Raw genomic sequence first — 25,924 nt, 5'->3', positions numbered from 1 at the left:
AAAAATCAAATAATCCGCCTTTTTATCGATATTTTTGTGATAGAGATCACAAAAATATACCATTTAACCAAATCTTAAAATAGTTCGAGGTCTAATTTATTAAAAAATCACTTAAAGAATAAGTATAAAAAACGAACAGAAAAAACAGTCCTCCATGGTCTTCATTTCTCAGCAAAAATTCAAAAATAAAAAAAAGCGGCATGCTTTCGCATGCCGCTTTATTCAAATATTTAACTGCTGATGTTGGTTATTTCGATTTCTTCTTAGAAACCGCTTTTGGACGAGGTTCATCCATCAGGCCTTTTACTAGGGAAACCGTTGCAACAAGCAGAACAATCGTAAATGGTAGGCCTGTGGTCACGGCCATTGCTTGAGCTGCCGCTAGGCCACCACCAAGCATCAATGCAATCGCAACTAAGCCTTCAAACGTACACCAGAACACGCGTTGAGGCGTTGGCGCATCGACCTTACCGCCCGCAGCAATAGTATCAATAACCAGTGAACCAGAGTCTGAAGAGGTAATGAAGAATACCACCACCAAAATAATACCGACGAAAGATGTAATTTCAGCTAGAGGCATCACATCTAACATGGCAAATAGTTTTAACGGTAATTCCGCGTTGAACACGGCTTCATAACCATCGCTCACGTATTGGCTTATAGCGTTACCACCAAAAGCGGTCATCCATAACACACAAACAGAAGAAGGGATAAGGATAACGCAAATAATGAACTCACGAACTGAACGACCACGAGATACACGCGCAATGAACATACCTACAAATGGTGACCAAGAAATCCACCAAGCCCAGTAGAATGCTGTCCAACCTTGAGAATAGTTTACGTCTTCTCGTCCAAATGGCATTGATAGGGCAGGAATATTAGCCACATATGACACTATATTTTCGAAGAAGCCCGTTAAAATCGCGATCGTCGGGCCGACAACAATAACAAAAAGCAGTAAAAGCGCAGCGAGACCCATGTTGATCTCAGATAAGATTTTCACGCCTTTGTCTAGTCCCGCAACAACTGAGATTAAAGCGAGTGCGGTGATGCCAATAATCAATAGTACCTGCGTAGTATTCGTCATTGGAACATCAAACAGGAAGTTCAAACCCGTTGCGGCTTGAGACGCACCGTAACCTAGGGACGTTGCCAGACCAAAAACTGTCGCTACAACAGCAAGAATGTCGATAATGTGACCAGTCCAACCCCATACACGCTCACCAAACAGTGGGTAAAAAATGGATCGCATGGTAAGTGGTAAGCCTTTGTTAAACGAGAAAATCGCCAAACCAAGGGCCAATAGCGCATAGATTGACCACGGATGAAGCGCCCAGTGGTAAATCGTCGCCGCCATGCCTAGTGCAGATGCAGCACTTGCATCGCCTTCTGCACCACCTAGAGGGGCCCAGTCAGTACGAACACCATTCTCAACGTTCACGCCACCAATAGCAGAACTAAAATGAGACATAGGTTCTGATACACCAAAGAACACCAGACCGATACCCATACCTGCTGCAAAGAGCATTGCCAGCCAACCCGCATAGGAATAATCTGGCGTCGCTTCTGTACCGCCGATTCGTACACGACCTAGCGGTGTAAAAATCAACCCAACACAGACAATGACAAAAATATTACCAGATGCGAGAAAGAACCAATCCAAATGGTGTAACAAACCCGCTCTTAGATCTGCGAAAAACGGCTCTACCTGTTCTCGAAATAATAGTGTTACTACAACAAATAGGATGATTGCTAAACCAGAAATTGCAAAAACACGGTTATGAATATCAAGGCCAAACGGGCCTACTTTTAACGCGACGTTATCCTGACCAATTTGATAGTCAGTGTCTATCGCGTTTACCTTTCCATCGGGGCGTTGAATGCCACCGTTATTATCGGTGCTCACGGATAATCTCCTTAAAAATACGTGACCAAATTTAAATTACTTTCGTCGGAGTTTGAGTGATGAAACCTCCCATCACTACCAAGCACATGTTCAAAAAACATAGTTCTTATAAGCGGTTACTCAGTCCGCCATCATAATCGCAAAGCCCCCTACCTTTCATTGCATTTTATTGTCTTCATCATAAACAACGCTTATTGCCAAATCGAAGAGATTGGCATGCTTCGATTAAAATGATATTGCAACTGTGCTTGAAACAGTTCAGCAGTTGCCAGCGCATCGGTCAAAGCATGATGAGGTTGATAAGCAGGAAGGTGATACCTTTCACGAGCATGCCCCAGCCTGACAGAGCCTGGCTTCTTACCTTTTAACTTATTGAATAGGCCACTGCATTCACGGCGCTGTATCGCGTGTTCAATGTCTAGCGTATCGACAACGGGAAACTGTATCCCCTCCCCAATGCTATTTAGCAACGCGTTATTAAAAAACTGCCTTTCGATATTTTTATAATGAACAAGCACAACTTTGCCTGACAGCGCATCCAATATTTCCCCTAAAATGTGGGTTAATTGGGGCGCGTTTTTGACTTCAGAATCAGTGATGCCATGAATCACGACTGACTCTTCGTTTAACTCACGATTAGGGTTAACAACCCAATGCGCAGAGCCACCACATTGAACACGATCAATGGTAAACGGCACAAGTCCAATCGTGAGAATTGCATCCTCTTCCGCATTCAAACCTGTCGTTTCAAAATCTACCGAGACAAATGGCACTTCCTCAACTGGGGTTTCCCCATTAACCATCGGTGTCGAGTAATAACGTTTGAGTCTCTCGTCTCTTGCTTCGGTCGCGAGCTGTTTGAATAACGTTGACCACTCTGGCGTCCGAGACGTATCCAACAACGGCTGATCTTTTGCTGCCTTTTTTGAGAACCACATTATTTGCTACTTCTCTGGTATCGGAACTTGATGAAGTTCTGTGCATTACTAAGGATTTGGAAAGCAGCTTTTAAGTTTCGGCGCTCAAACTCTGACATGTTCTCTGGCTCAATGTTGTTATCTGGTTCATCTCCATTTTCGATATCGAGTGCTTGATGACGAATTCGAACCATGTAGATCAATTCCATTGCATCCCTCAAGTCCATTCCTCGACCTTTAGGTAAAATGCCCGCATCATTGATATCGTCTAAACGGTCGAACGAGTTTTGCGAACGGGAACCAATTGCTAATGAATGTACTCGAATCAAATCTGCCAATGGCGCAGTACCTCTTCTTTTCAAGTTAATAGAATTGCGGTGACGACCATCTTTCTCCATAACAAAATCTTTGAAGAAGCCCAATGGCGGTGTACGACGTATCGCGTTGTAAGCCATACATGCAAGGAAGCGGTTGTTTCTTTTCGCGCGCCTAACAATAAAGCTGCTTAATTGTTCCGCCCACTTCACTCGCCCATGAACACCTAATAAATCAAAAAAGATATTACTGTTTAACAACCTTTCAGGAGTTGGGTTATCTATCCAGTTGCCAAAGCACTCCTCCCACTCCGCTCGGGTTTTTCGCCACTCTGGATTGGTTGCCATAATGTCGCCAGTACAGTAAGCATAGCCGCATGCTGCTAAACCATCACAAACAAATTTGGCAAACTTTTCAAAGTACTCCCCGTGCATCTCAACATCATAACTGTTGTCGAGAATAAGGGCGTTGTCTTGGTCCGTTACAATTAACTGCTCATCCCTGGCCATCGATCCCATAGCGACCAAACAATACGGAATTGGCGCAGGGCCAAGCTCTTGCTCTGCTAATTCAGCTAAACGCTGTTTAAAGCTACTACCAATTACCGACATGGCTCGACCAATCATGTGAGCGTTGGCATCTTCATTCACCATTCGTACAAAGCAGTCTTTCACTTGTTCAGAAACTTGCTTGAGATCTTCAACGCTGGTTTGTTGGAAGATGGAGCTAACGAGTAACAAACTGTTTTGAGATTCATAACGGACAATATCCGTCATGCCAATAATTCCTATCGGCTTTTTATCTTTTAAAATAGGGAGATGGTGCACGTTGTAGCGCAGCATGGTTAACATGGCTTCAAAGACATAAGCGTTGTAATCCAGAGACACCACGTCATAACTCATGACCTCACTCACTGGGATATTGGTATCAATGCCCTGAGCTAATACGCGAATACATAGATCGCGATCAGTCAATATTCCAAGTAGTTGTTCATCATCTTCTTCTGTGAGTTCTTCTGCTGGGCGAACAATAAGCAAAGAGGTGACATTTTCCTCCGCCATCAGTATCGCGGCTTCTTGAATCGATGCCGTCGCCTCCAACGTTACCGGATCTCTCGCTAAGATCTTACGTGCCTTGGCAGTGGTAAAGTCATTGCTTTCTGAGCGGCTGGATATTGCGCTTCGCAAACGCGCGCTGTCTTCCAGTTCCATGTAGTCAGCAAAGTTTTCAAACTCGTCACAAAGCTCGTTGAAAATACCCTCCGGAATACAGTAAACCAAGGTGTCTTCTATCGCTTTGGCCGGCATACGCACACGGTTGTTCATTAACAACCCCATCTGTCCAAACAGTCCACCAGCGTCAATCCTGTTATAGAGTTCGCCTTTACGTCGGTAGATCTCCACAGCGCCGCTTCTCACCATATATAAGTCGCGGATCGTGTCTCCAAAATTGAGTATCTCTGTGCCTTGCCGAAAGTATGCAACCTCGGCATTTAGAGCGATCTTTTTTAACTGCTCTTCGGGTAGATCATCGAAAGGTGGGTACTGACTAATGAAGTTGAGCACTTCTAACTGTTCGGCTTCCATCTTTTATTCCATACGTTGCCTAAACTACAGCGATAAATATCACCAAGATTGAAATCAATCAATGAATAAATCTAAGAATAACAACACCTAACCCAGTTCGCAGAATAAAACTCCAATCAAAAATTAGAGCTCTAACGTTTTTAAATATAGACCTCTAATCTATTTCTCCTTATAGCTATGCAGGTGGGCTGAGTTGAAATGTACTAAAAACTTCAAAATAAATTCAAACCAATGTCATAGAAAAGTTATGCAAAGACAAGACCAACCGTAAGTATCTATTTTAATTAATAAAAACACCATTTGACCACACCTCCTTCATTGTTCATTGTATGCACATAAAATCCAGTTAACCGAACCCCATTCGTTGAAAGTTGAACTAAAATTAATTAGAGTACAAATCGTTAAACAGTTATAAACACACAAAAAAGGACAGATAACATGGATCCCATACTGGAAGTTAAGGGACTGTATAAAGTGTTTGGAGAAGACCCAGAAAGAGCCTTCTCGCTTATCGAAAAAGGTATCGATAAGGACGGTATTTTTGAACAGACAGGTTTAACAGTCGGCGTAAACGATGTATCTCTCACCATTAACGAAGGTGAAATTTTCGTAATCATGGGGCTTTCTGGTTCGGGAAAATCTACTCTCGTTCGACTCCTAAACCGACTCATTGAGCCAACGAAAGGCAGTGTTTATCTCAAAGGGAAAGATATTGCCCATATCTCTGAAGACGAACTTCGAGAAGTTCGTCGCAACAATATCTCAATGGTGTTTCAAAGTTTCGCACTTATGCCTCACATGACGGTGATCGAAAACGCTGCATTCGGTTTAGAACTTGCTGGCATTGATGTTAATGAACGTCAGAAAAGTGCCCTTTCCGCCTTGGAAAGAGTTGGCTTAGACCCTTATGCAGAATCTTTCCCTGACGAGTTATCCGGTGGTATGAAACAGCGCGTGGGTTTAGCAAGGGCATTGGCTTGTGACCCAGACATTCTATTAATGGACGAGGCGTTTTCCGCTTTAGACCCATTAATCCGTTCTGAGATGCAGGATGAGCTTATTCGTCTACAAAACGATGACAAACGCACAATTGTATTCATCTCTCATGATTTGGATGAAGCAATGCGTATTGGTGATCGTATCGCCATCATGCAAAACGGTGAGGTTGTTCAGGTTGGCACACCTGATGAAATATTGCACAGTCCAGCAAATGATTATGTCGAAGCGTTTTTCCGCGGCGTAAACATCGCAAGTGTCTTGACAGCAAAAGATATCGCTCGCAAGAAGCCAGCCGCCGTCTTTAAGAAATCGGAAAATGATGGCCCAGGCTCCGCGATGCAGATTCTGATGGATCATGACCGTGATTACGGCATTGTCGTCGATAAATCTAGCCGATATTCCGGCATCGTGTCTCTTGACTCACTACGTTTGGCTCACAAAGAAAACCGCTCTCTAGCCAGTGCTCAATTGACGGATGAAGTCACTCTTCAGCCAGAGCAGTCAATCAATGACATTTTGGGGCTAGTTGCAGGCGTTCCTTATGCCGTACCTGTCGTTGATGAGCAAGGTACTTACTTTGGTGTCGTGACTAAATCACGTCTTCTACAAACACTAGATAAGGATTAACACGATGTCTTCAGAGCAAACTAACAATGATCCCTGGTCGAATACCGCTCCTGCACAAGATGATCCTTGGTCACAAGGTACAGGTGCTGACGCTGCCCCAAGTAATGACTGGTTAAGCTCAGAAACTGTAGAGCAAGCGCCATTCGACATTATGAACCCATTCCAAGATGCGGTTCTACCGCTTGATAGCTGGGTAGAATCGGGATTGAACTGGTTGGTGGAACATGGTCGCCCTGTTTTCCAAGCAATTCGAGTTCCAATCGACTTTATTCTTACCTCGTTTGAAACTGCTTTGGTGTCCACACCTGCGCCTATCATGGTGCTCATTTTATTTTTGCTGGCGTGGCAGTTTTCCAATGTAAAACTCGGTTTTTCAACACTTGTATCCCTTGTTTTTATCGGCCTAATTGGTGCGTGGTCACAGGCGATGACAACGCTCGCACTGGTTTTAACCGCCGTCTTCTTCTGTTTGCTTATCGGGCTACCGATGGGGATATGGTTGGCGAGAAGCCAAACCGCAGCCAAATTTGTTAGACCAATACTCGATGCAATGCAAACGACCCCCGCGTTCGTTTATCTAGTCCCAATCGTTATGCTATTCGGTATTGGTAACGTTCCTGGCGTTGTAGTAACCATCATTTTCGCACTGCCTCCCGTTGTGCGCCTGACTATTTTAGGGATTCAGCAAGTACCTGAAGAGCTGATCGAAGCGGGCCACTCTTTCGGGGCAAACAAAAAACAGATGCTTTACCGCATCCAATTGCCATTGGCGTTACCAACGATTATGGCAGGGGTAAACCAAACCTTGATGCTTTCACTTTCTATGGTCGTGATCGCTTCAATGATTGCGGTTGGCGGCTTGGGCCAAATGGTACTTCGTGGTATCGGCCGACTTGATATGGGTCTTGCTGCCGTCGGTGGCTTAGGCATCGTAATTCTTGCCATTTTATTAGACCGTATTACCCAAGTATTAGGGGTTAATGCGGGTAACACCAAGCTTCGCTGGTATCACACAGGTCCTGTTTCATACCTATTAAAACTGAAAACAAAGACGAACCAAGACGATCTAAAACTTAGGAGAAACATCAATGAATAATTCATGGAAGAAAGCGCTCTCTGTTGGAGCTCTAAGTACTATCGCATTTTCAACTTATGGTGTGGCAAGCGAACTACCGGGTGAAGGTGTGACTGTTCAGCCAGTTCAATCAACCGTTGCAGAGGAAACGTTTCAAACATTGATCGTAAACCGTGCACTTGAAGAGCTTGGTTACGATGTAAAACCGACTAAAGAAGTCGATTACAACGTAGGCTATACCTCTATTGCTAAAGGCGACGCCACTTTCTTAGCTGTAGGTTGGTTCCCTCTTCACGCCGATAAGTACACGATGTCTGGCGGTGATGATAAGTTTTTCCGCAAAGGTCAATATGTAAGTGGTGCTGCGCAAGGTTACTTGATCGATAAAAAAACCGCTGAAAAATATGGCATCACAAATATTGGTCAATTAAAAGATCCAAAACTGGCCAAGCTTTTCGATGCCAACGGTGACGGTAAAGCGGACTTAACAGGTTGTAACCCAGGTTGGGGTTGTGAAATGGTCGTTGAGCATCAGTTGGATGCGTTCAAGCTTCGTGACACAGTAACGCACAACCAAGGTAACTACGCTGCGATTATCGCTGACACGATTTCTCGTTACAAAAAAGGCGATCCGATTCTTTACTACACTTGGACACCTTACTGGGTAAGTGGCGTCTTAGTTCCGGGTAAAGATGTTGTTTGGTTAGAAGTGCCATTCTCTTCACTTCCCGGTGAGCGTAAGGACATCGACACAACACTAGAGAACGGTAAGAACTACGGCTTTGAGATGAACTCTATGCGCATCGTTGCGAACAAAGAGTTTACTGAAAAGAACCCAGCAGCAGCGAAGCTGTTTGAAATCATCAAGCTAAACATCAATGATGTTAGTGCGCAGAATATGATGATGAGCCAAGGTAAGAACAGCTCAGCAGACATCGAGTCTCATGTAAATGGCTGGATCAAAGCGAACCAGAAAAAGTTCGACGCATGGGTAGACGAAGCTAAAAAAGCAGCCATGTAATCGGCACAACCATTAAAATACGTGACACCTAACTTTAGAGCCAACCGATCACATCGGTTGGCTCTTATTTTATTCACCGTAGTAAAAAGGGTTGCAACAATATTGAGCTCTGCTCCTCAGTATTTTCTTAAAGTTTCTACTTAATTTCATTCCTTAAGAGTTTCTTAAGTTTCGCGTTTTATTTTGTTGATAACCAATCAAACAAAGGAAGCGCTCATGAAACACCATGCACAAATTTCTGCAGATGGCTTTACTTTAGACATCGTCTATCCAATGCATCCGCTTTGGAGCCAAGTTATCGAGCATGTTTCTCAGCGTTATCAAGAAGCATTTTTTGCCGAGCTCAAACAGTTTATGCCGGCGTATTTAACCCTCATCGAAGGCGCTCACATTGTTTCCGTATGTGGCTTTCGCATCGCCGAAGATGAACCCTTGTTCCTTGAACAGTATTTAGAAGACGACGCCCAAAAGCTGGTTTCTAACGTATTTAACTGCGACGTAAAACGTTCGAACTTAGTGGAGTTTGGTCACTTGGCATCTTTCGCTAAAGGCATGTCATCTCTGCACTTCTACCTCATCGCAGAAATGCTGGTCAATCTCGGTTTTGAATGGTGCATCTTCACCGCGACAGACCCACTTCACGCCATGATGGCGCGCCTAGGATTGGAGCCTCATATCATCGCGCAGGCCGATCAAAATAAAGTCCCCGATGCCGAGTCCACTTGGGGGGCGTACTACGAGCATCAACCGCGTGTGTTAGCTGGCAATTTGCAAAAAGGACTCGAACGCCTTCGATTAGTCCAAGAAAGAAAACGCAAACAAGCCTAGATAGAAAAGTAAACGTCGTTAAAACCGCAAACACAACCAGAACAACTTGGTTAAACACCACGCCAGAATATAGGTGACGTATGAATATTCTCCTCGATGCCATTACAAAATGGGCAAAAACGACACCATGCCGAGTAGCACTTGTCGGCTACGAAGCGAATCAAACCGTTGAACTGACTTACTCTGAATTGTTAAACAAGATCGAACTCGTTGCCGCCGAACTTATTGCACAGAACATCAAAGCACTCGCGCTACGCGCAGAAAACAGCATCAATTGGGCCATTGTTGATTTGGCGGCGATGGCGGCAGACATAGTCGTCGTACCTATTCCGACTTTTTTCTCTGATGCACAGGTTGAACATACGTTGGAGCAATCACGCGTCGATGCTTTAGTCGGCGATTGGCAAGCATGGTTGGCTTCTAACCCTAAGCAAAGCTTTAATCAGCAAGACCATCCGTTTTCCATTACCAATTTGCCTTTGCTGCGTCGTAACCAGTTGGGAGATGAAGATACACAGGCAGCTTATCTACCAGAAACCGGAAAAATCACATTTACGTCTGGCTCGACTGGTCAGCCTAAAGGCGTGTGTTTAAGCAATGATCATTTGTGTTTGGTGGCGAAATCGCTCGCCGATGCAGTAAATAGCACGGCGCACTCGCACTTAGTACTGCTTCCGTTATCGACGCTTCTCGAGAACATAACCGGTGTTTATGTACCACTCATGTTGGGCGTGACGTCATATATTTTACCCGGAGAGCAAACCGGCCTACTCGGTTCAAGCCAATTCGAACCGCGTTTGTTTGCACAAGCATTAGCGACCATCAAACCAGAAAGTTTAGTGCTAACACCGGCTTTATTGCTTGCGCTCATTCACATCGCGAAACAGCAGCCCTCTCTTGTGGATTCTCTAAAATTTGTCGCCGTTGGCGGTGCAAGAGTATCGCCACAACTGATTAACACCGCGCATGCGCTGAACATCCCTGCATTTGAAGGTTATGGCTTGTCTGAATGTGGCTCCGTCGTTTGTTTGAATACACCAGCCGCATTTAAAGCAGGAACGTGTGGCAAACCGCTTCCCCACGCTCAGATTCGTATCGCGGAAGATGGTGAACTGCTCGTCAAAGGCAACGTTGCTCTTGGTTATTTGAATGAGCCGTTTACTCAAGAATGGTTAGCGACTGGCGACTTAGCCCAAATTGACGCACAAGGTTTTGTCACTCTCTCGGGGCGTAAGAAGAACCTTATCGTCACCGCATACGGCAGAAATGTCTCACCGGAGTGGATTGAATCAGAAGCGTTGGCGTATTTGCCGATGACGCCACTGATCGTTACAGGTGATAGCCAACAAACATTATGTGCTGTCATTGCCAATAGCGAAGACGTCGAAGCAAAGGTTCATGCATTAAACCGAACCCTACCCGATTACGCTCAAATCCGAACCTTATTGCTGCTGGACAACCCACGAGCCATCTCTGGTTGGTACACGGATAACGGCAAGCTCAAACGAAATCAAATCGAACATGATGTGGCTCAGTTATTAGCGAGCACAACGCCTGAATTAACGCTGCAAGCGCAAAAGCTCCAACGCATCGATTTGCCCTTCCAGCAACACATTACGTCTTTCCAAACTGCATCTTAGTTAACGGCTTCTTAAGGAGAAGGTTATGACTTTATTTTTCGAACAACTCAAACAAAGCACTGCCGCTGCTCAACAAGCAATGTTAACTGCGCCAGTCATCGCAGACGTTCAACAAGGCAACATTTCCAAAGATATGTATATCGCCTTTCTAACCCAAGCTTACCATCACGTTAAGCACACTGTTCCCTTGCTGATGGCGTGTGGAGGCCGACTATCTGGCGAATACGAATGGGTACGAGATGCCATTGCCGAGTACATCGAGGAAGAGAAAGGCCATCAAGAATGGATTTTAAATGACATCAAAGCGTGCGGCGGCGATGCCGAAGCGGTGCGCAATAACAAAGATGTAGGTCAAGTCGGTGCGCCGATTGAATTAATGGTTTCCTACCTTTACCACAATATTGACCGCCACAACCCACTCGCGCTGTTTGGCATGGTGTGGGTATTAGAAGGCACCAGCGTCGGTATTGGTGGCCAAATGGCAGAAAAAATCCAGTCAACGTTAAGCCTACCGCCTTCAGCAATGACTTACCTAATTTCACACAGCGTGTTAGACCAAGATCATCTGAAATTTTTTGAATCACTGATGAACAAAATCACCAAAGTGGAAGATCAACAAGTCATCATCGACTCCGCAAAAATGGTGTTCGCATTGTACGGACAAATGCTGCGTTCTTTGCCTTCTTTCTCAACCCAACAAGCGGCGTGAGGTGAAGCATGATCATTAACAACAGCACCATTCTCCTGACAGGCGCAACGGGCGGAATTGGGCAAGCCATCGCGCAAGAGTTAGCAAAACGCGGTGCCAACCTCATTCTTGTTGGGAGAAACGAAGAGAGCTTGCAAACACTACAGCGTGAACTGTCGAATCCAGAGCGCCATAACCTAGTCGTTGCAGACATCACCTCATCAGAAGGATTAACTGCGATTAAAGATCGAGCACGCCAACATCAAAAAGTGGACGCACTGATTAACAATGCGGGCAGCAACGATTTCTCGTTGTTAAGCCACAAACGACCAACGCAGATTGCAGACGAAATCCAGCTCAATCTCGTTGCGCCGATGCTACTGTGCCAATCGGCGTTGACGTGGTTAAAGCAACCTGGGGTGATTCTCAATATTGGTTCAACATTCGGCTCAATTGGCTACCCAGGCTATACCTCCTATTGCGCGGCAAAAGCGGGGTTGCACCGTTTTACCGAATCGCTCGACAGAGAGCTGTTCGCAACCGGAATCCGTGCGCTGTATTTGGCACCAAGAGCGACAGAAACCTCGCTCAATAGCGATGCCGTCAATGAAATGAATCGACAACTGGGTAACAAAACGGACTCGCCGCAAGTTGTAGCCGATCACGTTGTCACCATGTTGGAAAAAGAAATTTCCGCGAAATGGATTGGTTGGCCAGAAAAGCTTTTTGCGCGCATCAATCAACTGCTTCCAAGTGTGGTTTCTTCTGCGATTCGTAAGCAACAAGAAACCATTCACCAATACGTAAACCGAGTCAGTCATTGAAGAGGACATGGACGATGAATACCAAACAACTACTTTGCGCTTTGACGGTTTGTTCAACGTTAGCTTCGACCGTTGCGTTGGCAGGTAATGCTCCATTGCAACAGGTTCAAAAGAAATGGGCGGAATGTCAGTACAGCACGCCTGACGGTGACGAAAAGGAACAATGCTTCCATCGTGCGATTGCCAAAACCAGTATTTATCTCGACAGAGAACCGGGCAATCCCGAACTCACTGTTTGGCTGGCAATCAATAAAGCATCGCTGGCTGGTGCTCAAGGTGGCTTGGGTGCACTATCACTCGCCAAAGAAGCCAAATCTTTACTCGAAGGGGTAATCGCAACTTCACCGCAAGCGCTTGATGGATCTGCATACACCAGTTTAGGTTCTCTGTATTACAAAGTTCCGGGGTGGCCAATTGGCTTTGGTGATGACGATAAAGCCGAAGAAATGTTGAAAAAAGCGTTAGAGATCAATCCAAAAGGCATCGATCCGAACTATTTTTATGGAGACTTCCTTGCAGAAGAAGGTCGAGACAAGGAAGCGAAAGTGTATTTGACTCGCGCAATGCAGGCGTCACCTCGCCCTGACCGACCTTTGGCTGATAAAGGTCGAAAACTGGAAATTGAAGCGACTCTTGGGAGTTTGAAATAATCCATGCGCTTATTACTCGTAGAAGATGACAAACTACTCGGTCAATCCATGGTGACTTCATTAAGTCGCCATGGGTACACCGTGGATTGGGTGGAAAAAGGCTCTGGCGTGACTAGCGCACTCAAAACAGAAGCGTTCACCGCCGTAATATTGGATCTCACTCTCCCCGATATCGATGGATTGGAAGTTCTGCGTAATATTCGCAAAGGCGGATTTAAGCTCCCCGTGATGATACTTACCGCACGAGACGACATTCGCGATCGCGTTCAAGGCCTTGATGGCGGCGCAGATGATTACCTCGGAAAACCGTTTGCACTCGAAGAGTTGCTCGCTCGCTTGCGTGTGTTGATTCGCCGTCAATCCGGTAGTGCAGAAGAAATCATTCAAGTTGGGCAGTTATCTTTATCCTTATCGGAACAAAGCATTCGCTACGATGACGCGCCGCTTAAACTCACACGCAATGAATTTAAAATCCTCACCAGCTTGATGACGAACGCCGGACGCGTGCAAAGTAAGGAGCAATTGCAACAATCACTACACGGCTGGGATGAAGGTTCAAGCGACAACGCTATCGAAGTTCATATTCACAATTTGCGTAAAAAAGCGCCCAAAGTGGTCATTAAAAATATTCGCGGTGTGGGGTACATTCTTGAAAGATAAGAAGTCGTACTCGATCAAACGTCAGTTAACTCTATCAGTAGGCGTGTTGGTAAGTGTTCTCTTACTCATCTCACTTTATTTCAGTTTCCAATCTGCGAAGCACGAGGTCGAAGAAGTTTATGACGCTAGGCTTGGACAATCCGCAAAATTAATGTTGCTGACGCTCTCAATTTCAACGGAAGAGAGGGCTCTCGCTAACCATCGAGAATTATTTAATGAGTGGATGGAAAACATTGAGTCAATGTCAAAGTCTGACGATGACAATGTCACAACGTTCGGCCACCCTTATGAACAAAACTTGGTTTTTCAATTCTATCGAGACAACACACTAATCTGGAGCTCTGATCAAACCTTGCACGCACTCTCTACATCCTTTGATAATAACGGCTACGCTGATATCGTAAAAGACGGCACACAATGGCGTACATTTCAGATTTCACTGCCACAAACAAAACATGATAATGAATACGTCGTGGTTGCAGAAAAATACAAGATACGTAAAGAGATCATTCACGAAATTGCCCTATCCACATCAATAGAACAATTGCTGATACTACCAACTTTGTTGCTTTTGCTGTTTTGGTTGATCGATAAACATTTCCGACCGATTAACGACCTGCGCACCGCCATCACACAAAGAAACGTACACCGATTAGATCGCATTCATGTAAAAGACAACACCGTTGAGCTCGCACCACTTGTCGATTCGCTCAACTCTCTCCTCTCTGAACTAGAGTTAGCCTGGCAAAGAGAGAAACGCTTTACACGTGCTGCAGCGCATGAACTAAAAACCCCACTAACAATCCTTCGTCTTAACGTAGAAAATGCACTTGAAAGTAATGATCCGGAGCAACTGAGAGGAGATTTACACAACATTCTGCAAGGCATTGAACGCACTGACCGCCTTATCCATCAGCTACTGACTTTAGCTAAAGTAGATAGCTTATCAGAACGTGTATTCGACACCGTTGAGCTAACCCCTTTGTTGCAAACCGTTGTTGCTGATTTGGCACCGTTAGCATTGAAGCATAAGCAAGACATCAGTTTATCATCTTCCAACATCGCTATATCCGGTGATCGAATGTTGTTAGAGGTGTTATTTCGTAACCTCGTCGATAATGCGATTCGTTACTCCGGCGAGCGCAGTGACATCCAAGTCAGCGTCACAGAGAATAATAATACAATCAAAGTCTTAATTTCCGATACAGGCCCAGAAATCCCGAAAGAAAGTCGTGAAAGAATCTTCGAACAGTTTTATCGGGGTCATTCCGAACATGGCGACGGTGCGGGTTTAGGGATGTCAATTTGCAAAGACATTACAGCACTACACCGTGCAACACTTGAGCTCATTCCCAGAGAAAATAGTAGGAATACGTTTGTCGTCACTTTCCAAAAGTGCTAACAAAAGCGATACAGACCATAACCTGTTTAATTTATGTTCCAGCCGAACATGAGCTTCATTCCACACTTACATAGACATACCAACACTTACACTACTCGACCATAAACCCACATTATAATTCACGTTTATTTCACGCTTGCTTTGTTAAAAACAACACAACATAACAATTAAACTATTCGAATAAATATGAAAAACTTATCTAAGGGCTCTGTGTGGGGGCCTTTGCAGCCAATTGCTGCTTTTTCTTTGTTTTCACTTATATTTTTGTCTATCTCACGCGTTTTGCTCGCCTTTTGGCAACTTGATCGAATTGACTCTTTCAACGACTTAATTTACATCCTAGGCCAAGGCTTACGCGTAGACATTGCAACATTGTGCTGGTTATTCATCCTCCCTGCACTGCTTTCAGCCCTAATGCCATTAAACGGCAAGATTGGGCATTTCTGGAAATGGATATTGCGCATATGGATGGTTTTAGGGCTTTGGATTCTCGTTTACATGGAACTGGCAACGGCACCATTCATTCAAGAATATGACCTACGCCCAAACCGTCTGTTTGTGGAATACCTTATCTATCCGAAAGAGGTCATGGGCATGCTTTGGACTGGCTATAAGCTAGAGCTGTTTATTGGCGCGTTAGGCACGGCATTAACTCTAGTTTTGGGTTGGAAGTGGAGCAAAAAACTGACCGACAATGCACAGCAGATCAACTGGAAGTGGCGCCCACTATTAGCCATTTTTGTTGTACTTCTTGGTGTTGCAGGCGCACGCTCGTCTTTAGGCCACCGCCCACTAAACCCTGCCATGGTGGCATTTTCTAACGATCCACTGCTTAACGACTTAGCATTAAACTCATCTTACTCACTGCTGTTTGCTGTCAACAGCATGAAGTCAGAAAAAAGCGCAGAGCAGTTCTACGGCAAGATGGATAATCAAAAGATGCTGGAGCTAGTTCGCGCTTCGTCAAAAAAGTCCGACTTTGATCCAACATTGCTTCCAACCATGAACAGTAACCCCGCGACTTACCATGGTAAACGTAAGAACTTAGTGATCTTGCTACAAGAGAGCTTAGGAGCGCAATTTGTGGGTTCTTTGGGTGGTCTGCCTCTTACGCCAAACCTGGATGAACTCATGGCTGAAGGTTGGCAGTTCACGCAAATGTACGCAACGGGTACTCGTTCTGTTCGTGGTATCGAAGCCGTAACCACGGGTTTTCCACCATCCCCTTCTCGCGCAGTGGTGAAACTAAGCAAAAGCCAAACAGGCTTCTTTACCATCGCAGACTTACTCAAAGCACAAGGCTATCACACGCAATTTATTTATGGCGGTGAAGCAAACTTCGATAACATGAAAACCTTCTTCTTCGGTAATGGTTTTGATCAAATCGTCGAAGAAGATGATTACAATAACCCAAGCTTTGTTGGCTCTTGGGGGGTCAGTGATGAAGATTTATACAACAAAGCAGACGAAGAGTTTGAACGTCTTTCAAAAAGCGACAAACCTTTTTTCAGCTTAGTTTTTACGTCAAGCAATCACAGTCCTTATGAGTATCCGAAAGGTAAAATTGAGCCATACGATTCCGAACACATGACGCGTAACAACGCGGTGAAATATTCAGATTACGCTTTGGGTACGTTCTTTGAAAAGGCGAAAAACTCATCCTACTGGGATGATACTATTTTCATTGTCATTGCAGACCACGATGCCCGCGTGTCTGGCGCTAACTTGGTTCCGGTTAAGCATTTCCACATTCCTGCCTTGATCATTGGTAAAGACATTCAACCACGTAAAGATGACCGTATCGCAAACAACATAGATATACCGCCTACGCTGTTGTCTCTTATTGGCGTAGACGCCAAAACGCCGATGATTGGTCGTGATTTAACGAAACCACTGGCTCGCGAAGATGAACGCGCAATGATGCAATACGACAAAAACTTTGGTTATTTAACGCGTGACAACCTAGTTGTGCTTTCTCCTGGTGAAAAAGTATCGACCCTGGCGTACGACTTTGAAAGCCAAACCATGAAACCGCTAGAAGTCGATGAATCCGTTATTGAACGCGCAAAAGCAAACGCATTGTTTGCATCTAAGGCGTATCAAAACAACTGGTACGCTTCGAAACGTACCAACTAATATCCGCTGATTCAGTTAAAAAGGAGCCAACTGGCTCCTTTTCTTTATTCTGTAAGACTCTTCACTCTTAGAGTACATGGAGGAACGCACACTTTGTATCTAGAAAATCGTAGTTCATATGTAGAGAATGAACTTTTCAGGATTGTGTTCGATAACTAAGGCCAACACGTAAACAACGAGGCTTGTTGATATCAAGCCAAACAGAAAACTGACCCGAAATACCATCGTTGTTATCGTGATAAAACCATAGGCAAATACACCACTATTAATCATAGCGTACAAATTATCCAGACCAAAACTTGGTAAGGGTGCGCTAATAAATAGGAGTGAAAACATCATAATATTTGAAAATTTTTTAACCCAACTTGGTTTTTGTAGATAAAAACCCGAAATAGAAAAGGACAACAACAGCAATGGCACTAACCCATAATAAGTAAATTTGTAATATGGCGTAATCCAATCTGAACTCTGGTTTAAGAATAGTATTATGCAAGTAACAATGGTCGATGATAACGCTAAAGAAAAACACTTTGTTCCTTTGTAAGGTTTGTCCTCAAAGTTAAATAACCTAAAAATTCCCACTGCAATACCAAGAACAACCCATGAAAATGTCACTAGCTGTAAAAATGCGATCTCTTCGCGGATGGCAAAAAAGCCAAAGTAAATAGCATGATAAAAAGACCAAACCATACCAATTGGTAAACCCAAGGAGAGTTTTTCTAGGAGAATTTCTGACTGCTCTTCGTAATGAATAGTCCACCATACTAGTGCGACATAAGCGAGCAACACACCAAAAATGACAACATATTGCGCTTCTGAGATACTGATAATCATTGGAACTAAGGCTAGGGTTAAGCCAATGATAACAAATAGAATCTGGTAACAAATCGCGGGTAATGTGCAAATAAGTCGCCAAAATACCCTACCGATATCTTGAAGAAGTTCGTAGGTTTGAGCGATAAAATAAGCAACAGCAGCGATAAGAAGCAACACTCCACATAGTTTCATCAAGTTAACTAAGTTAAATAGTTTCACCCAGTCACTGCTTTCTTCGGCTTGCTTCAGTTCTTTTTGAGCGTCATCAATGTGAGCGAGTTTCAATAAGGCATTTTTTCTGTCTTCATTTTCGAGAAAGTGTCCAAACTCTTGGTTTGCTTCACTCTCCGTTATCACTCCATTTTTGTAAAGAAGATAGATAGTTGAAAGGCTCACTCTTTCTATTTCTGTAAGATCACGAATTTTTTCTTTATTATTGATTTCATTGATAGTTAAAATTTGACTTTCTTTCTTTTCTATATTTTTTGCTGAAATACTTAATGAACATGTAACACAAAAAATAATAATTAACAGTGAACTAATCGTTTTACACATATGAACGGGATTGCTTTTGACAAGGAAATGTCGAGAAGATAAATGGAATCAAATACAAAGCAAACGATATGTTCATATGCTCGATCCTGAGCAAATAAAATTGAAAGTGATACTTCTCACTATTTCAAACAAGGTACTTTAACTTGGTCTACTGACAAAGCCTGTCTTACCCTTCCGTTAGATTCAACCTCATACTTCTAGTAAATTGAGAAACAGACCATGCTAACTATCAATTCATTCGTCCTCTATGTTGAGGACATCCACGTAAGCCAAGCTTTTTACTCGAAACTGTTTGATTGTGAGGTCACGTTTTTGTCTCCAACATTTGCTTCTATGCCACTCGCAAATGGCTTAAAACTGACACTCAAGCAAAGTGATGTTCTTTCCCCTTCCAGCGACATCAAAGGTGGTGGCACCGAGTTATCATTTGCAGTGCGCAACCGCCATACGTTAGAGCACGTTTACAACAGTTGGAAAAACATGGGCGTTGAGTTTGCTCAACCACCAATGACTTCGGTGTATGGCTTAAATTTTGTGGCTACCGATCCGGATAAACATCGCATTCGCGTTTTTATTAGTGAATAAAAATGCGTTAAAAATGCTTTTTACCCATTCCCAATGTGACTTCAATAAATTAGACTCAGGGAAACATCAAAAGCTGCGTAGTATATAAGAAGGAATGCCCATGAGCTCAAGTATGATCCTTAGCGAATCTCTAATCGAGAGTGGAAGAGATATCCCCCTCAAAGAACTGCTTTATGCAAAGCGCGTGCTGGATAACTACATGGCGGTAGCAAAAGAGAGCAGCCCACTTGAGCTGTTGACAGAGATGAAATCGGCAGCAAAGCAAGTGGAATACTTTACCACTACGAGTAACCCGTGTGAGGCTCGTAATGTCATCAGTCAGATGATTGAAAAAATCGACACCGCGGAATCTTTTGAGTCGTTCAAGACTTTAGCAGGCAAGCCCTCACTAGCTCTCAATGAACTGATTGAAGATCGCGCCCAACTGATTAAACATGAGCGAGAATTGCTGCTTGCTTCAGGCTATGACGCCTCGCGTATCTAAGAATAAACGCTAGCTCCCGAGTTTAAAGCTAGCAACGAAAAAGGAGCTCTTAAAGAGCTCCTTTTACTTTCCAAAATCAGGTATAAAAGATCTAAAGGCCGATATCTTCAGTTATTGCTTTGATTTGCTTGAGATCCATTTTATAAACTTCAATCATTTGATCGACCTGACTTAGTCGTGAATTGGCTTCATCGTGTTTATCACACGCGTCCGATTTCACGTCCCAAGATTTACCTTCCAAAAACACATCACACTCTTTTTTGAGTTTCTCGATCTTAGGCAATAGTTTCGCCCTTTCTTTCTCTAGAGACTCCAATTCTTGCGAAATTTTCAGCTCTTTTTGAAACACCTCGCGCGATCGTTCAAAGATAGTCGCTTGCATATCCGCTTGACGACTCAGCTTCTCATTTTCTGATTTTGTCGTATTGATCTTATCTGCCTGTTGTTTCAATTGAGACTCTAGCGACAGGTTAACTTTCTCGACCTCAGTCAATTGCTTTTGTAACTTCTTAAGCGCTTTCTCGTGCGCTTCATCTTTCGCTGCGAGCAGTTCAGTGACTTTATCTTGTATTTCTTGGTCGAGCGCTTCTTCGCGCACTTTTACTTGAGACACCAACTGCGTTTTATCTTGCGTCAACGCTTGGTATTTTTCTTCTAGCACATGATAAGTCGATTCCCACTTGTTCGCAGTGACAATCGATCCAACAAGGCCACCAAATGCTAAGCCTAATACCGCAGCAATCGCGATATAGATATGAGTACGTTTGTCACGCTCTTCAATGACAACAACGTCGTCTTGTTCTTCCATCTTGTTCTGAGAACTCACCGTATACTACTCCAAGGACTCTTTTACTTTGCTAGCGGATCAATTCCGCAAACATAATCGATGCTGTATAAATCAGAAAGGCGCCAATTAATGTTATAACGGTCGCTTTTTGGACTTTTTCATTGGTTCGATAACGAAACAGCACAAATGCTACTGCAATCAACACCGCAATGGCTAATAATCTGGTCATACCGCCTCCTTGTCCACTCATGAAAAACTGCCTAGGTCCATAGACGGTTTCACAAAGATTTATTGTAACTCATTTATACGCCCCATAAGGTCAACTTAGCGTAGATTTTAAAATAAGTGCTCCGATTTTAATCAAATTTGTGTCCTTAATTGAATAACTTATGTCGTAATAATCGAAACACATTTATCGTTCTGAAGTGTGTTCTTGGTTCTATTCCCTAGCCCAATGAGTTTTGTTTATGCAGTTGCTCACACAAAAAACTTGGTAAACATAGCTTCGTGAAAATAAGTGGGGTTATTTCGTTGAAAATAAATTGACATAGGGTGTTGAAATGGACCAAAAACATGATAGAGTTCACACGCTAATGATGACCAGCATCATTAGCTAACCTTTACTCATTTAATTGAGTAATTGTTCCGATGAAGACTGCAGGAGAGTGGTTATTAATCAAATTTTAACATTTGATTAGCATAACTCGCCGAAGAATTAACTATTTCAGGTGCTACCTAGGTAGCGGGGACTGTAGTTGGAGGAACCTCTGGAGAGAACCGTTAAATCGGTCGCCGAAGGAGCAAGTCTTGCACTCACGCAAGGTGAAACTCTCAGGCAAAAGGACAGAGGAGTGGAAAGTTACAACCTAACTATTTTGCTTGGCCTTCCCGCCTACAACCAATAGCTTAGTTCTTTTAGAGATCGTTGATCTCGTCCTTTCCCTCTTCTCCTTATTAGTTGTTTTATTAAGGGGAAATCATGAACGACCTACAATCTTTACTACAAACCATCGATAATTTTGTCTGGGGTCCACCACTGCTTATTTTGCTAGTGGGTACCGGTGTTTACTTCACTTTTAGCCTCGGCTTGATCCAGTTTAAACATCTCCCAACAGCGCTAGCGATGGTATTCAGTAAAGATAAGTCATCTGATAAACAAGGTGACGTTTCTAGCTTTGCAGCACTTTGTACTGCGCTCTCAGCAACGATTGGTACTGGTAACATTGTTGGTGTTGCCACCGCGATCAAACTTGGTGGACCAGGTGCCCTATTCTGGATGTGGCTCGCCGCCCTTTTCGGAATGGCGACTAAATACGCCGAATGTTTGTTAGCGGTTAAATACCGAAGAGTCGATGATAAAGGCCAAATGATTGGTGGCCCAATGTACTATCTGCAATACGGTGTTGGCTCAAAAGCCCTCGCGATCATGTTTGCAGTGTTTGCTTTGGGTGTTGCTTGTTTTGGTATTGGTACGTTTCCACAAGTAAACGCGATTCTGGATGCAAGTGAGATATCTCTCGGTGTTGACCGTGAGCTCTCTGCCTTTGTACTGACTCTTTTGGTTGCTTTCGTGACTTTGGGTGGCATCAAATCCATTGCTAACGTTGCAGGAAAAGTGGTTCCTACCATGGCTGTATTTTACGTGTTGGCGTGTTTAAGCGTGATCATCATGAATGCAGACCAATTGTTCAACGCCGTTGAATTAGTGTTGGTATCAGCATTTACATCAACAGCAGCGACTGGCGGTTTCTTAGGTGCAAGTATCATGCTGGCGATCCAATCAGGTATCGCTCGTGGCGTATTCTCAAACGAATCTGGTTTGGGTAGCGCGCCTATGGCAGCAGCGGCAGCGAAAACAGACTCTTGTGTGAAACAAGGCCTGATTTCAATGACAGGTACCTTCTTTGATACCATCATTATTTGTACCATGACGGGCCTAGCCTTGATCCTTACTGGCGCATGGCAAAGCGACTTTTCTGGTGCAGCAATGACGACTCATGCCTTTGCAGTAGGTTTGAATGCGGATACATTTGGCCCAATGCTGGTGTCAATTGGTTTGATGTTTTTTGCATTCACAACCATTCTTGGATGGAACTACTACGGTGAGCGTTGCGTTGTGTTCCTCTTTGGTACAAAAGCGGTGCTTCCTTATAAGCTGATTTTCGTTGGTTTGGTGGCATCAGGCGCGTTCCTCCATCTAGACATGATTTGGCTACTCGCCGATATCGTAAATGGTCTGATGGCGATTCCTAACCTAATCGGTTTGATCGCACTGCGTCACGTCGTGCTGGCAGAAACCAAGCTGTTCTTTAGCTCAGCATCGCAATCTGATGAAATTGAAGCAGTAAAAGCTTAGTGACATGACAAGTGTTCAGTAATGAACCGTCAATCGCTGAAAGTAAATTGGAAATGGTAAAAACATAAAGCCCGCTGGTATTCAGCGGGCTTTATTTTATCTTAAGTTAAGCGGTTAATCTCTCAACCATTGATGCTCAACCTTTTCTCCACGTTCTTGAAAAAACTTCGCATTTTTTTGCTTGAATTGATCCGACTTCAGCTCTGATAGCGGCCAGTCTGAAAACGCCTCTGTTACGAACGAATCTCCAACCCCAACTTCAATCGATTCAAGATGCTTCCCGATGTAGCGATAAAAGTAGCTCTGCCCCAGTGCATCACAAACCATCGGCACATGTCTCATGCGTTGATGGTTGACGGATACTGAAGCCCAAGTTGTCGTTTTAGGTTTGCAGCTTTGCTCTTTTACAACATCAACTTCAAATTTATTGTCCATTGTTGTCGAGACAAAAACGACAATACCGTCATTCATATACACACGTCGAAGTAATAGCTGTTTCGTGTCTTGAGTTCGCGTCTGTTGTATTCCATTGGAAAATGGCTCGAAATAGCCCCAGTGCCAAGACCAGGTCATGCCACGTTGCGCAAACTGTACCTGTGGCCATGTCTGCCAAACAATGGCACCAACCACGCCAGTAATAAACACAACGAGCAATATCAAAAGGTGGTAAATATTGCGCATTACACGGGCTTTTCAATCAATAACTTTACGCCAAGTGCGACTAAGACAGCGCCCGTCGCCCCTTCCATCCACTTCATAAAGCTTGCATTCTTTAACAGGCTCTTAGCTGAGTTAAGTGCGCCAGCCAAACCACACTGCCAAACCATCGCAATAATAAAGTGCACGGATGCCATCATCATTGATTGAAGCAAAGGAGAACCTTCTGGATTCACAAACTGTGGCAAGAACGCCAAGTAGAAAACTGCCGTTTTTGGGTTCAAGACGTTAGAAAGAAAGCCCTCTCTAAAAGAGCGTTTGCCATTAAACACTTCATGAACCTGCTCAGTCACTGACAAACCATTCTTCGACGACATCAGGGCTTTTAAACTGCTCAGACCAAGCCAAATAAGATAAGCTGCACCAATCATTTTTACGATTTGGAACAACTCTGCAGATTGCGCCAGAATGGCCGAAATACCAACCGCTGAAAAGAAAGCATGCACAAATAAGCCAAAGCAAATCCCTAAACTGGTTGTACATCCGTCTTTTAAACCCGCGCGACTGGTATTACGGATAACAAGGGCCGTATCTAAACCCGGCGTTAGCGTTAAAATAGTGATGGCAATAATAAATGCCTCAAAATTCAAGATATCCATATTATCGTGATAATTAATTGTTAATCCGTCATCAATACCGTCAATCCACGAGATTCGCAAGCTTCTTTTTTAAGAGAGCTATACAACTGAGTGAATTTATGGACAATGAGTGACGATTAATTGTTAATTATTAGTAAATTAACGCAGGTTGTTTCGTGCAACTCGACGTAAAGGACCCGTTATAGGGTGTTTAGGGAAAGAACAAAAGAATAAGAGTAGTCACATGAAAGCATTTACAAAACTCATTGAACATTCCAAAAAAGTGGCAAATTTTGAGCACCTCTCTGCCATCATAGGTTGGGACCAAGCAGCGGTCATGCCATCTGGTGGCGCTGAAGCGCGCTCCAATGCTATGGCAGAGCTTGATGTACACATCCACTCATTGATGACTCAGCCACACTTGGGCGAACTTTTCGCTCAGGCAGAAGAAGAGACGCTATCTGCAAGTGAAAAGTCCATCCTACGAGAAATGAAACGTGAATGGCAACAAGCTAACTTGCTACCAGAATCATTAGTTCAAGCTCAATCTCTTGCTGGCTCCAAATGTGAACATGCATGGCGTACGCAACGCGGAGAAAACGACTGGTCTGGCTTTGAAAAGAACTGGGCAGAAGTCGTCAAACTATCGCAAGAAGAAGCGCAAATTAGAGCCGAAGCAAACGGCACAACGCCTTACGATGCCATGCTAGATATTTATGAACCAGGCACAACGTCTGCATCGTTAGACACGCTTTTTGCTGACGTAAAAACGTGGCTACCTTCCTTGATAGACGAAGCGCTTGAAAAACAGCAATCAGACAACATCTTATTGCCAACTGCGCACTACCCTGCGGGAAAACAAAAAGCGCTGGGACTGGAAGTCATGAAGCTACTTCAATTCGATTTTGAACACGGTCGGCTTGATGAAAGTGTCCACCCATTTTGTGGCGGTGTGCCAACAGATGTGCGTATTACAACACGTTATGATGAAAGCGAGTTTGTCCAATCATTGATGGGGATCGTCCACGAAACTGGCCATGCCCGATACGAGCAAGGGCTACCAAAAAATTTAGCAGGAACGCCAGCTGGTCAAGCCCGCTCTATGGGAATTCATGAGTCACAATCGCTCTTCTTTGAAATGCAAATAGGACGAAACAACGCATTTATCGACCACCTTGCTCACATGGCTTCCAAGCATTTTTCTGGGGATGAATTTGAAAAAGACAATCTAGCCAAAATCTACACTCGCGTAGAGAAAGGCTTTATTCGCGTAGATGCGGACGAATTAACATACCCTGCCCACGTTATTCTTCGATATGAGATTGAACGTGATCTTATGAACGGTGCCATCAAGCATACAGACGTACCAGAGCTCTGGAACGAAAAAATGAAAGCGTATTTGGGGCTCTCAACGGAAGGGAATTTCAAAAACGGTTGTATGCAGGACATTCATTGGACGGATGGAAGTTTTGGATATTTCCCGTCCTACACTCTCGGTGCGATGTACGCAGCCCAATTCATGGCCGCAATGAAGCAAACGGTAGACGTGGACGCGGTTATTCGCTCTGGCGATCTGACGCCGATATTCGATTGGCTGTCGAAGAACATCTGGAGTAAAGGCAGCGTATTAACAACAGATGATCTCGTAAGAGACGCAACGGGTGAAACACTAAATGCTAAGCACTTCCAAGCGCACCTAAAAGGCCGCTACCTGTAAATAGAAAAAGAATAGAACGTAAAAGCCCAAGGTTCGTATGTTCCTTGGGCTT

The 25,924-nt window shown here is 44.0% G+C and carries 23 protein-coding genes and 1 riboswitch; of the genes, 15 read left to right on the top strand and 8 right to left on the bottom strand.

Annotation, left to right across the window (positions count from 1 at the left end; translation table 11 throughout):
• Positions 1 to 247 precede the first annotated feature (247 nt).
• The 3 genes from NDJ01_RS12735 to NDJ01_RS12725 form a co-directional block, all read right to left on the bottom strand.
• Positions 248 to 1,909 (bottom strand): BCCT family transporter, encoded by a 1,662-nt coding sequence (locus NDJ01_RS12735; RefSeq protein WP_005393381.1) that lies wholly within the window; start codon positions 1,907 to 1,909, stop codon positions 248 to 250.
• Positions 1,910 to 2,100: 191 nt separating this feature from the next.
• Complete coding sequence (locus NDJ01_RS12730) at positions 2,101 to 2,847, bottom strand: 3'-5' exonuclease (protein WP_258586793.1); 747 nt, start codon at positions 2,845 to 2,847, stop codon at positions 2,101 to 2,103.
• Positions 2,847 to 4,727, bottom strand: a complete 1,881-nt coding sequence (locus NDJ01_RS12725) for a DUF294 nucleotidyltransferase-like domain-containing protein (protein ID WP_005393386.1) — start codon at positions 4,725 to 4,727, stop codon at positions 2,847 to 2,849. The genes NDJ01_RS12730 and NDJ01_RS12725 overlap by 1 nt, the downstream gene beginning before the upstream one ends.
• Before the next feature lie 438 nt (positions 4,728 to 5,165).
• Between NDJ01_RS12725 and proV the strand changes: the two genes are divergently transcribed.
• From proV to NDJ01_RS12670, 11 genes are all read left to right on the top strand, one after another.
• On the top strand, positions 5,166 to 6,353 hold the full coding sequence (proV, locus tag NDJ01_RS12720) for a glycine betaine/L-proline ABC transporter ATP-binding protein ProV (protein ID WP_005393388.1): 1,188 nt from the start codon (positions 5,166 to 5,168) through the stop codon (positions 6,351 to 6,353).
• A gap of 4 nt (positions 6,354 to 6,357) precedes the next feature.
• Positions 6,358 to 7,449, top strand: a complete 1,092-nt coding sequence (gene proW / locus NDJ01_RS12715; RefSeq protein WP_065646778.1) for a glycine betaine/L-proline ABC transporter permease ProW — start codon at positions 6,358 to 6,360, stop codon at positions 7,447 to 7,449.
• Positions 7,442 to 8,449, top strand: a complete 1,008-nt coding sequence (gene proX, locus NDJ01_RS12710) for a glycine betaine/L-proline ABC transporter substrate-binding protein ProX (RefSeq protein ID WP_005393392.1) — start codon at positions 7,442 to 7,444, stop codon at positions 8,447 to 8,449. The genes proW and proX overlap by 8 nt, the downstream gene beginning before the upstream one ends.
• Positions 8,450 to 8,665: 216 nt before the next feature.
• Positions 8,666 to 9,277, top strand: a complete 612-nt coding sequence (locus tag NDJ01_RS12705; RefSeq protein ID WP_170891395.1) for a thermostable hemolysin — start codon at positions 8,666 to 8,668, stop codon at positions 9,275 to 9,277.
• A gap of 80 nt (positions 9,278 to 9,357) precedes the next feature.
• On the top strand, positions 9,358 to 10,917 hold the full coding sequence (locus NDJ01_RS12700) for an AMP-binding protein (protein WP_258586792.1): 1,560 nt from the start codon (positions 9,358 to 9,360) through the stop codon (positions 10,915 to 10,917).
• 25 nt (positions 10,918 to 10,942) lie between these two features.
• Complete coding sequence (locus tag NDJ01_RS12695) at positions 10,943 to 11,626, top strand: TenA family transcriptional regulator (protein WP_258586791.1); 684 nt, start codon at positions 10,943 to 10,945, stop codon at positions 11,624 to 11,626.
• An 8-nt stretch (positions 11,627 to 11,634) separates the two neighbouring features.
• Positions 11,635 to 12,429: an SDR family oxidoreductase gene (locus NDJ01_RS12690; RefSeq protein WP_258586790.1), complete on the top strand. Its 795-nt coding sequence runs from the start codon at positions 11,635 to 11,637 to the stop codon at positions 12,427 to 12,429.
• A 14-nt stretch (positions 12,430 to 12,443) separates the two neighbouring features.
• Entirely contained in the window at positions 12,444 to 13,079 is a 636-nt protein-coding gene (locus NDJ01_RS12685) for a hypothetical protein (RefSeq protein WP_258586789.1), read from the top strand.
• A gap of 3 nt (positions 13,080 to 13,082) precedes the next feature.
• Positions 13,083 to 13,739, top strand: a complete 657-nt coding sequence (locus NDJ01_RS12680; protein WP_005393404.1) for a response regulator — start codon at positions 13,083 to 13,085, stop codon at positions 13,737 to 13,739.
• On the top strand, positions 13,729 to 15,141 hold the full coding sequence (locus NDJ01_RS12675; RefSeq protein WP_258586788.1) for a HAMP domain-containing sensor histidine kinase: 1,413 nt from the start codon (positions 13,729 to 13,731) through the stop codon (positions 15,139 to 15,141). Before NDJ01_RS12680 ends, NDJ01_RS12675 begins: the two co-directional genes overlap by 11 nt.
• A 186-nt stretch (positions 15,142 to 15,327) precedes the next feature.
• A complete protein-coding gene (locus NDJ01_RS12670; protein ID WP_258586787.1) occupies positions 15,328 to 17,277 on the top strand; it encodes an LTA synthase family protein in 1,950 nt (649 codons plus the stop codon).
• Positions 17,278 to 17,391: 114 nt separating this feature from the next.
• Here NDJ01_RS12670 and NDJ01_RS12665 read toward each other — a convergent pair whose 3' ends face one another.
• Positions 17,392 to 18,648, bottom strand: coding sequence for an MFS transporter permease (locus NDJ01_RS12665; RefSeq protein ID WP_256953358.1), 1,257 nt, complete (start codon positions 18,646 to 18,648; stop codon positions 17,392 to 17,394).
• Positions 18,649 to 18,867: 219 nt separating this feature from the next.
• Between NDJ01_RS12665 and NDJ01_RS12660 the strand changes: the two genes are divergently transcribed.
• Positions 18,868 to 19,233 carry a VOC family protein gene (locus NDJ01_RS12660; protein WP_005393412.1) on the top strand — a complete coding sequence of 122 codons (366 nt, stop codon included), beginning with the start codon at positions 18,868 to 18,870 and terminating at the stop codon, positions 19,231 to 19,233.
• A gap of 100 nt (positions 19,234 to 19,333) precedes the next feature.
• Complete coding sequence (locus NDJ01_RS12655; protein ID WP_258586786.1) at positions 19,334 to 19,717, top strand: hypothetical protein; 384 nt, start codon at positions 19,334 to 19,336, stop codon at positions 19,715 to 19,717.
• A 91-nt stretch (positions 19,718 to 19,808) separates the two neighbouring features.
• Here the strand turns inward: NDJ01_RS12655 and NDJ01_RS12650 are convergent, their stop codons facing one another.
• Both NDJ01_RS12650 and NDJ01_RS12645 read right to left on the bottom strand, forming a co-directional pair.
• A complete protein-coding gene (locus tag NDJ01_RS12650) occupies positions 19,809 to 20,543 on the bottom strand; it encodes a hypothetical protein (protein ID WP_046874891.1) in 735 nt (244 codons plus the stop codon).
• Between the two features lie 31 nt (positions 20,544 to 20,574).
• Positions 20,575 to 20,733 (bottom strand): hypothetical protein, encoded by a 159-nt coding sequence (locus NDJ01_RS12645; protein WP_005377784.1) that lies wholly within the window; start codon positions 20,731 to 20,733, stop codon positions 20,575 to 20,577.
• Positions 20,734 to 21,261: 528 nt separating this feature from the next.
• Positions 21,262 to 21,361: riboswitch (glycine riboswitch) on the top strand.
• Positions 21,362 to 21,483: 122 nt separating this feature from the next.
• Between NDJ01_RS12645 and NDJ01_RS12640 the strand changes: the two genes are divergently transcribed.
• Positions 21,484 to 22,860 carry a sodium:alanine symporter family protein gene (locus NDJ01_RS12640; RefSeq protein WP_006741605.1) on the top strand — a complete coding sequence of 459 codons (1,377 nt, stop codon included), beginning with the start codon at positions 21,484 to 21,486 and terminating at the stop codon, positions 22,858 to 22,860.
• Between the two features lie 114 nt (positions 22,861 to 22,974).
• Here the strand turns inward: NDJ01_RS12640 and NDJ01_RS12635 are convergent, their stop codons facing one another.
• Positions 22,975 to 23,541 (bottom strand): threonine transporter RhtB, encoded by a 567-nt coding sequence (locus tag NDJ01_RS12635; protein ID WP_258586785.1) that lies wholly within the window; start codon positions 23,539 to 23,541, stop codon positions 22,975 to 22,977.
• Positions 23,541 to 24,176, bottom strand: a complete 636-nt coding sequence (locus NDJ01_RS12630) for a LysE family translocator (protein ID WP_005393419.1) — start codon at positions 24,174 to 24,176, stop codon at positions 23,541 to 23,543. Before NDJ01_RS12630 ends, NDJ01_RS12635 begins: the two co-directional genes overlap by 1 nt.
• 223 nt (positions 24,177 to 24,399) lie before the next feature.
• Between NDJ01_RS12630 and NDJ01_RS12625 the strand changes: the two genes are divergently transcribed.
• Positions 24,400 to 25,872: a carboxypeptidase M32 gene (locus NDJ01_RS12625; protein WP_258586784.1), complete on the top strand. Its 1,473-nt coding sequence runs from the start codon at positions 24,400 to 24,402 to the stop codon at positions 25,870 to 25,872.
• Positions 25,873 to 25,924: the final 52 nt, after the last annotated feature.

Origin of the sequence: Vibrio sp. HS-50-1 (genome assembly GCF_024747315.1) — a bacterium.
In the GTDB taxonomy this organism is placed as follows: domain Bacteria; phylum Pseudomonadota; class Gammaproteobacteria; order Enterobacterales; family Vibrionaceae; genus Vibrio; species Vibrio diabolicus.
The sequence above is the reverse complement of the archived record's forward strand: the minus strand, read 5'-3'. Positions and strand labels throughout refer to the sequence as shown.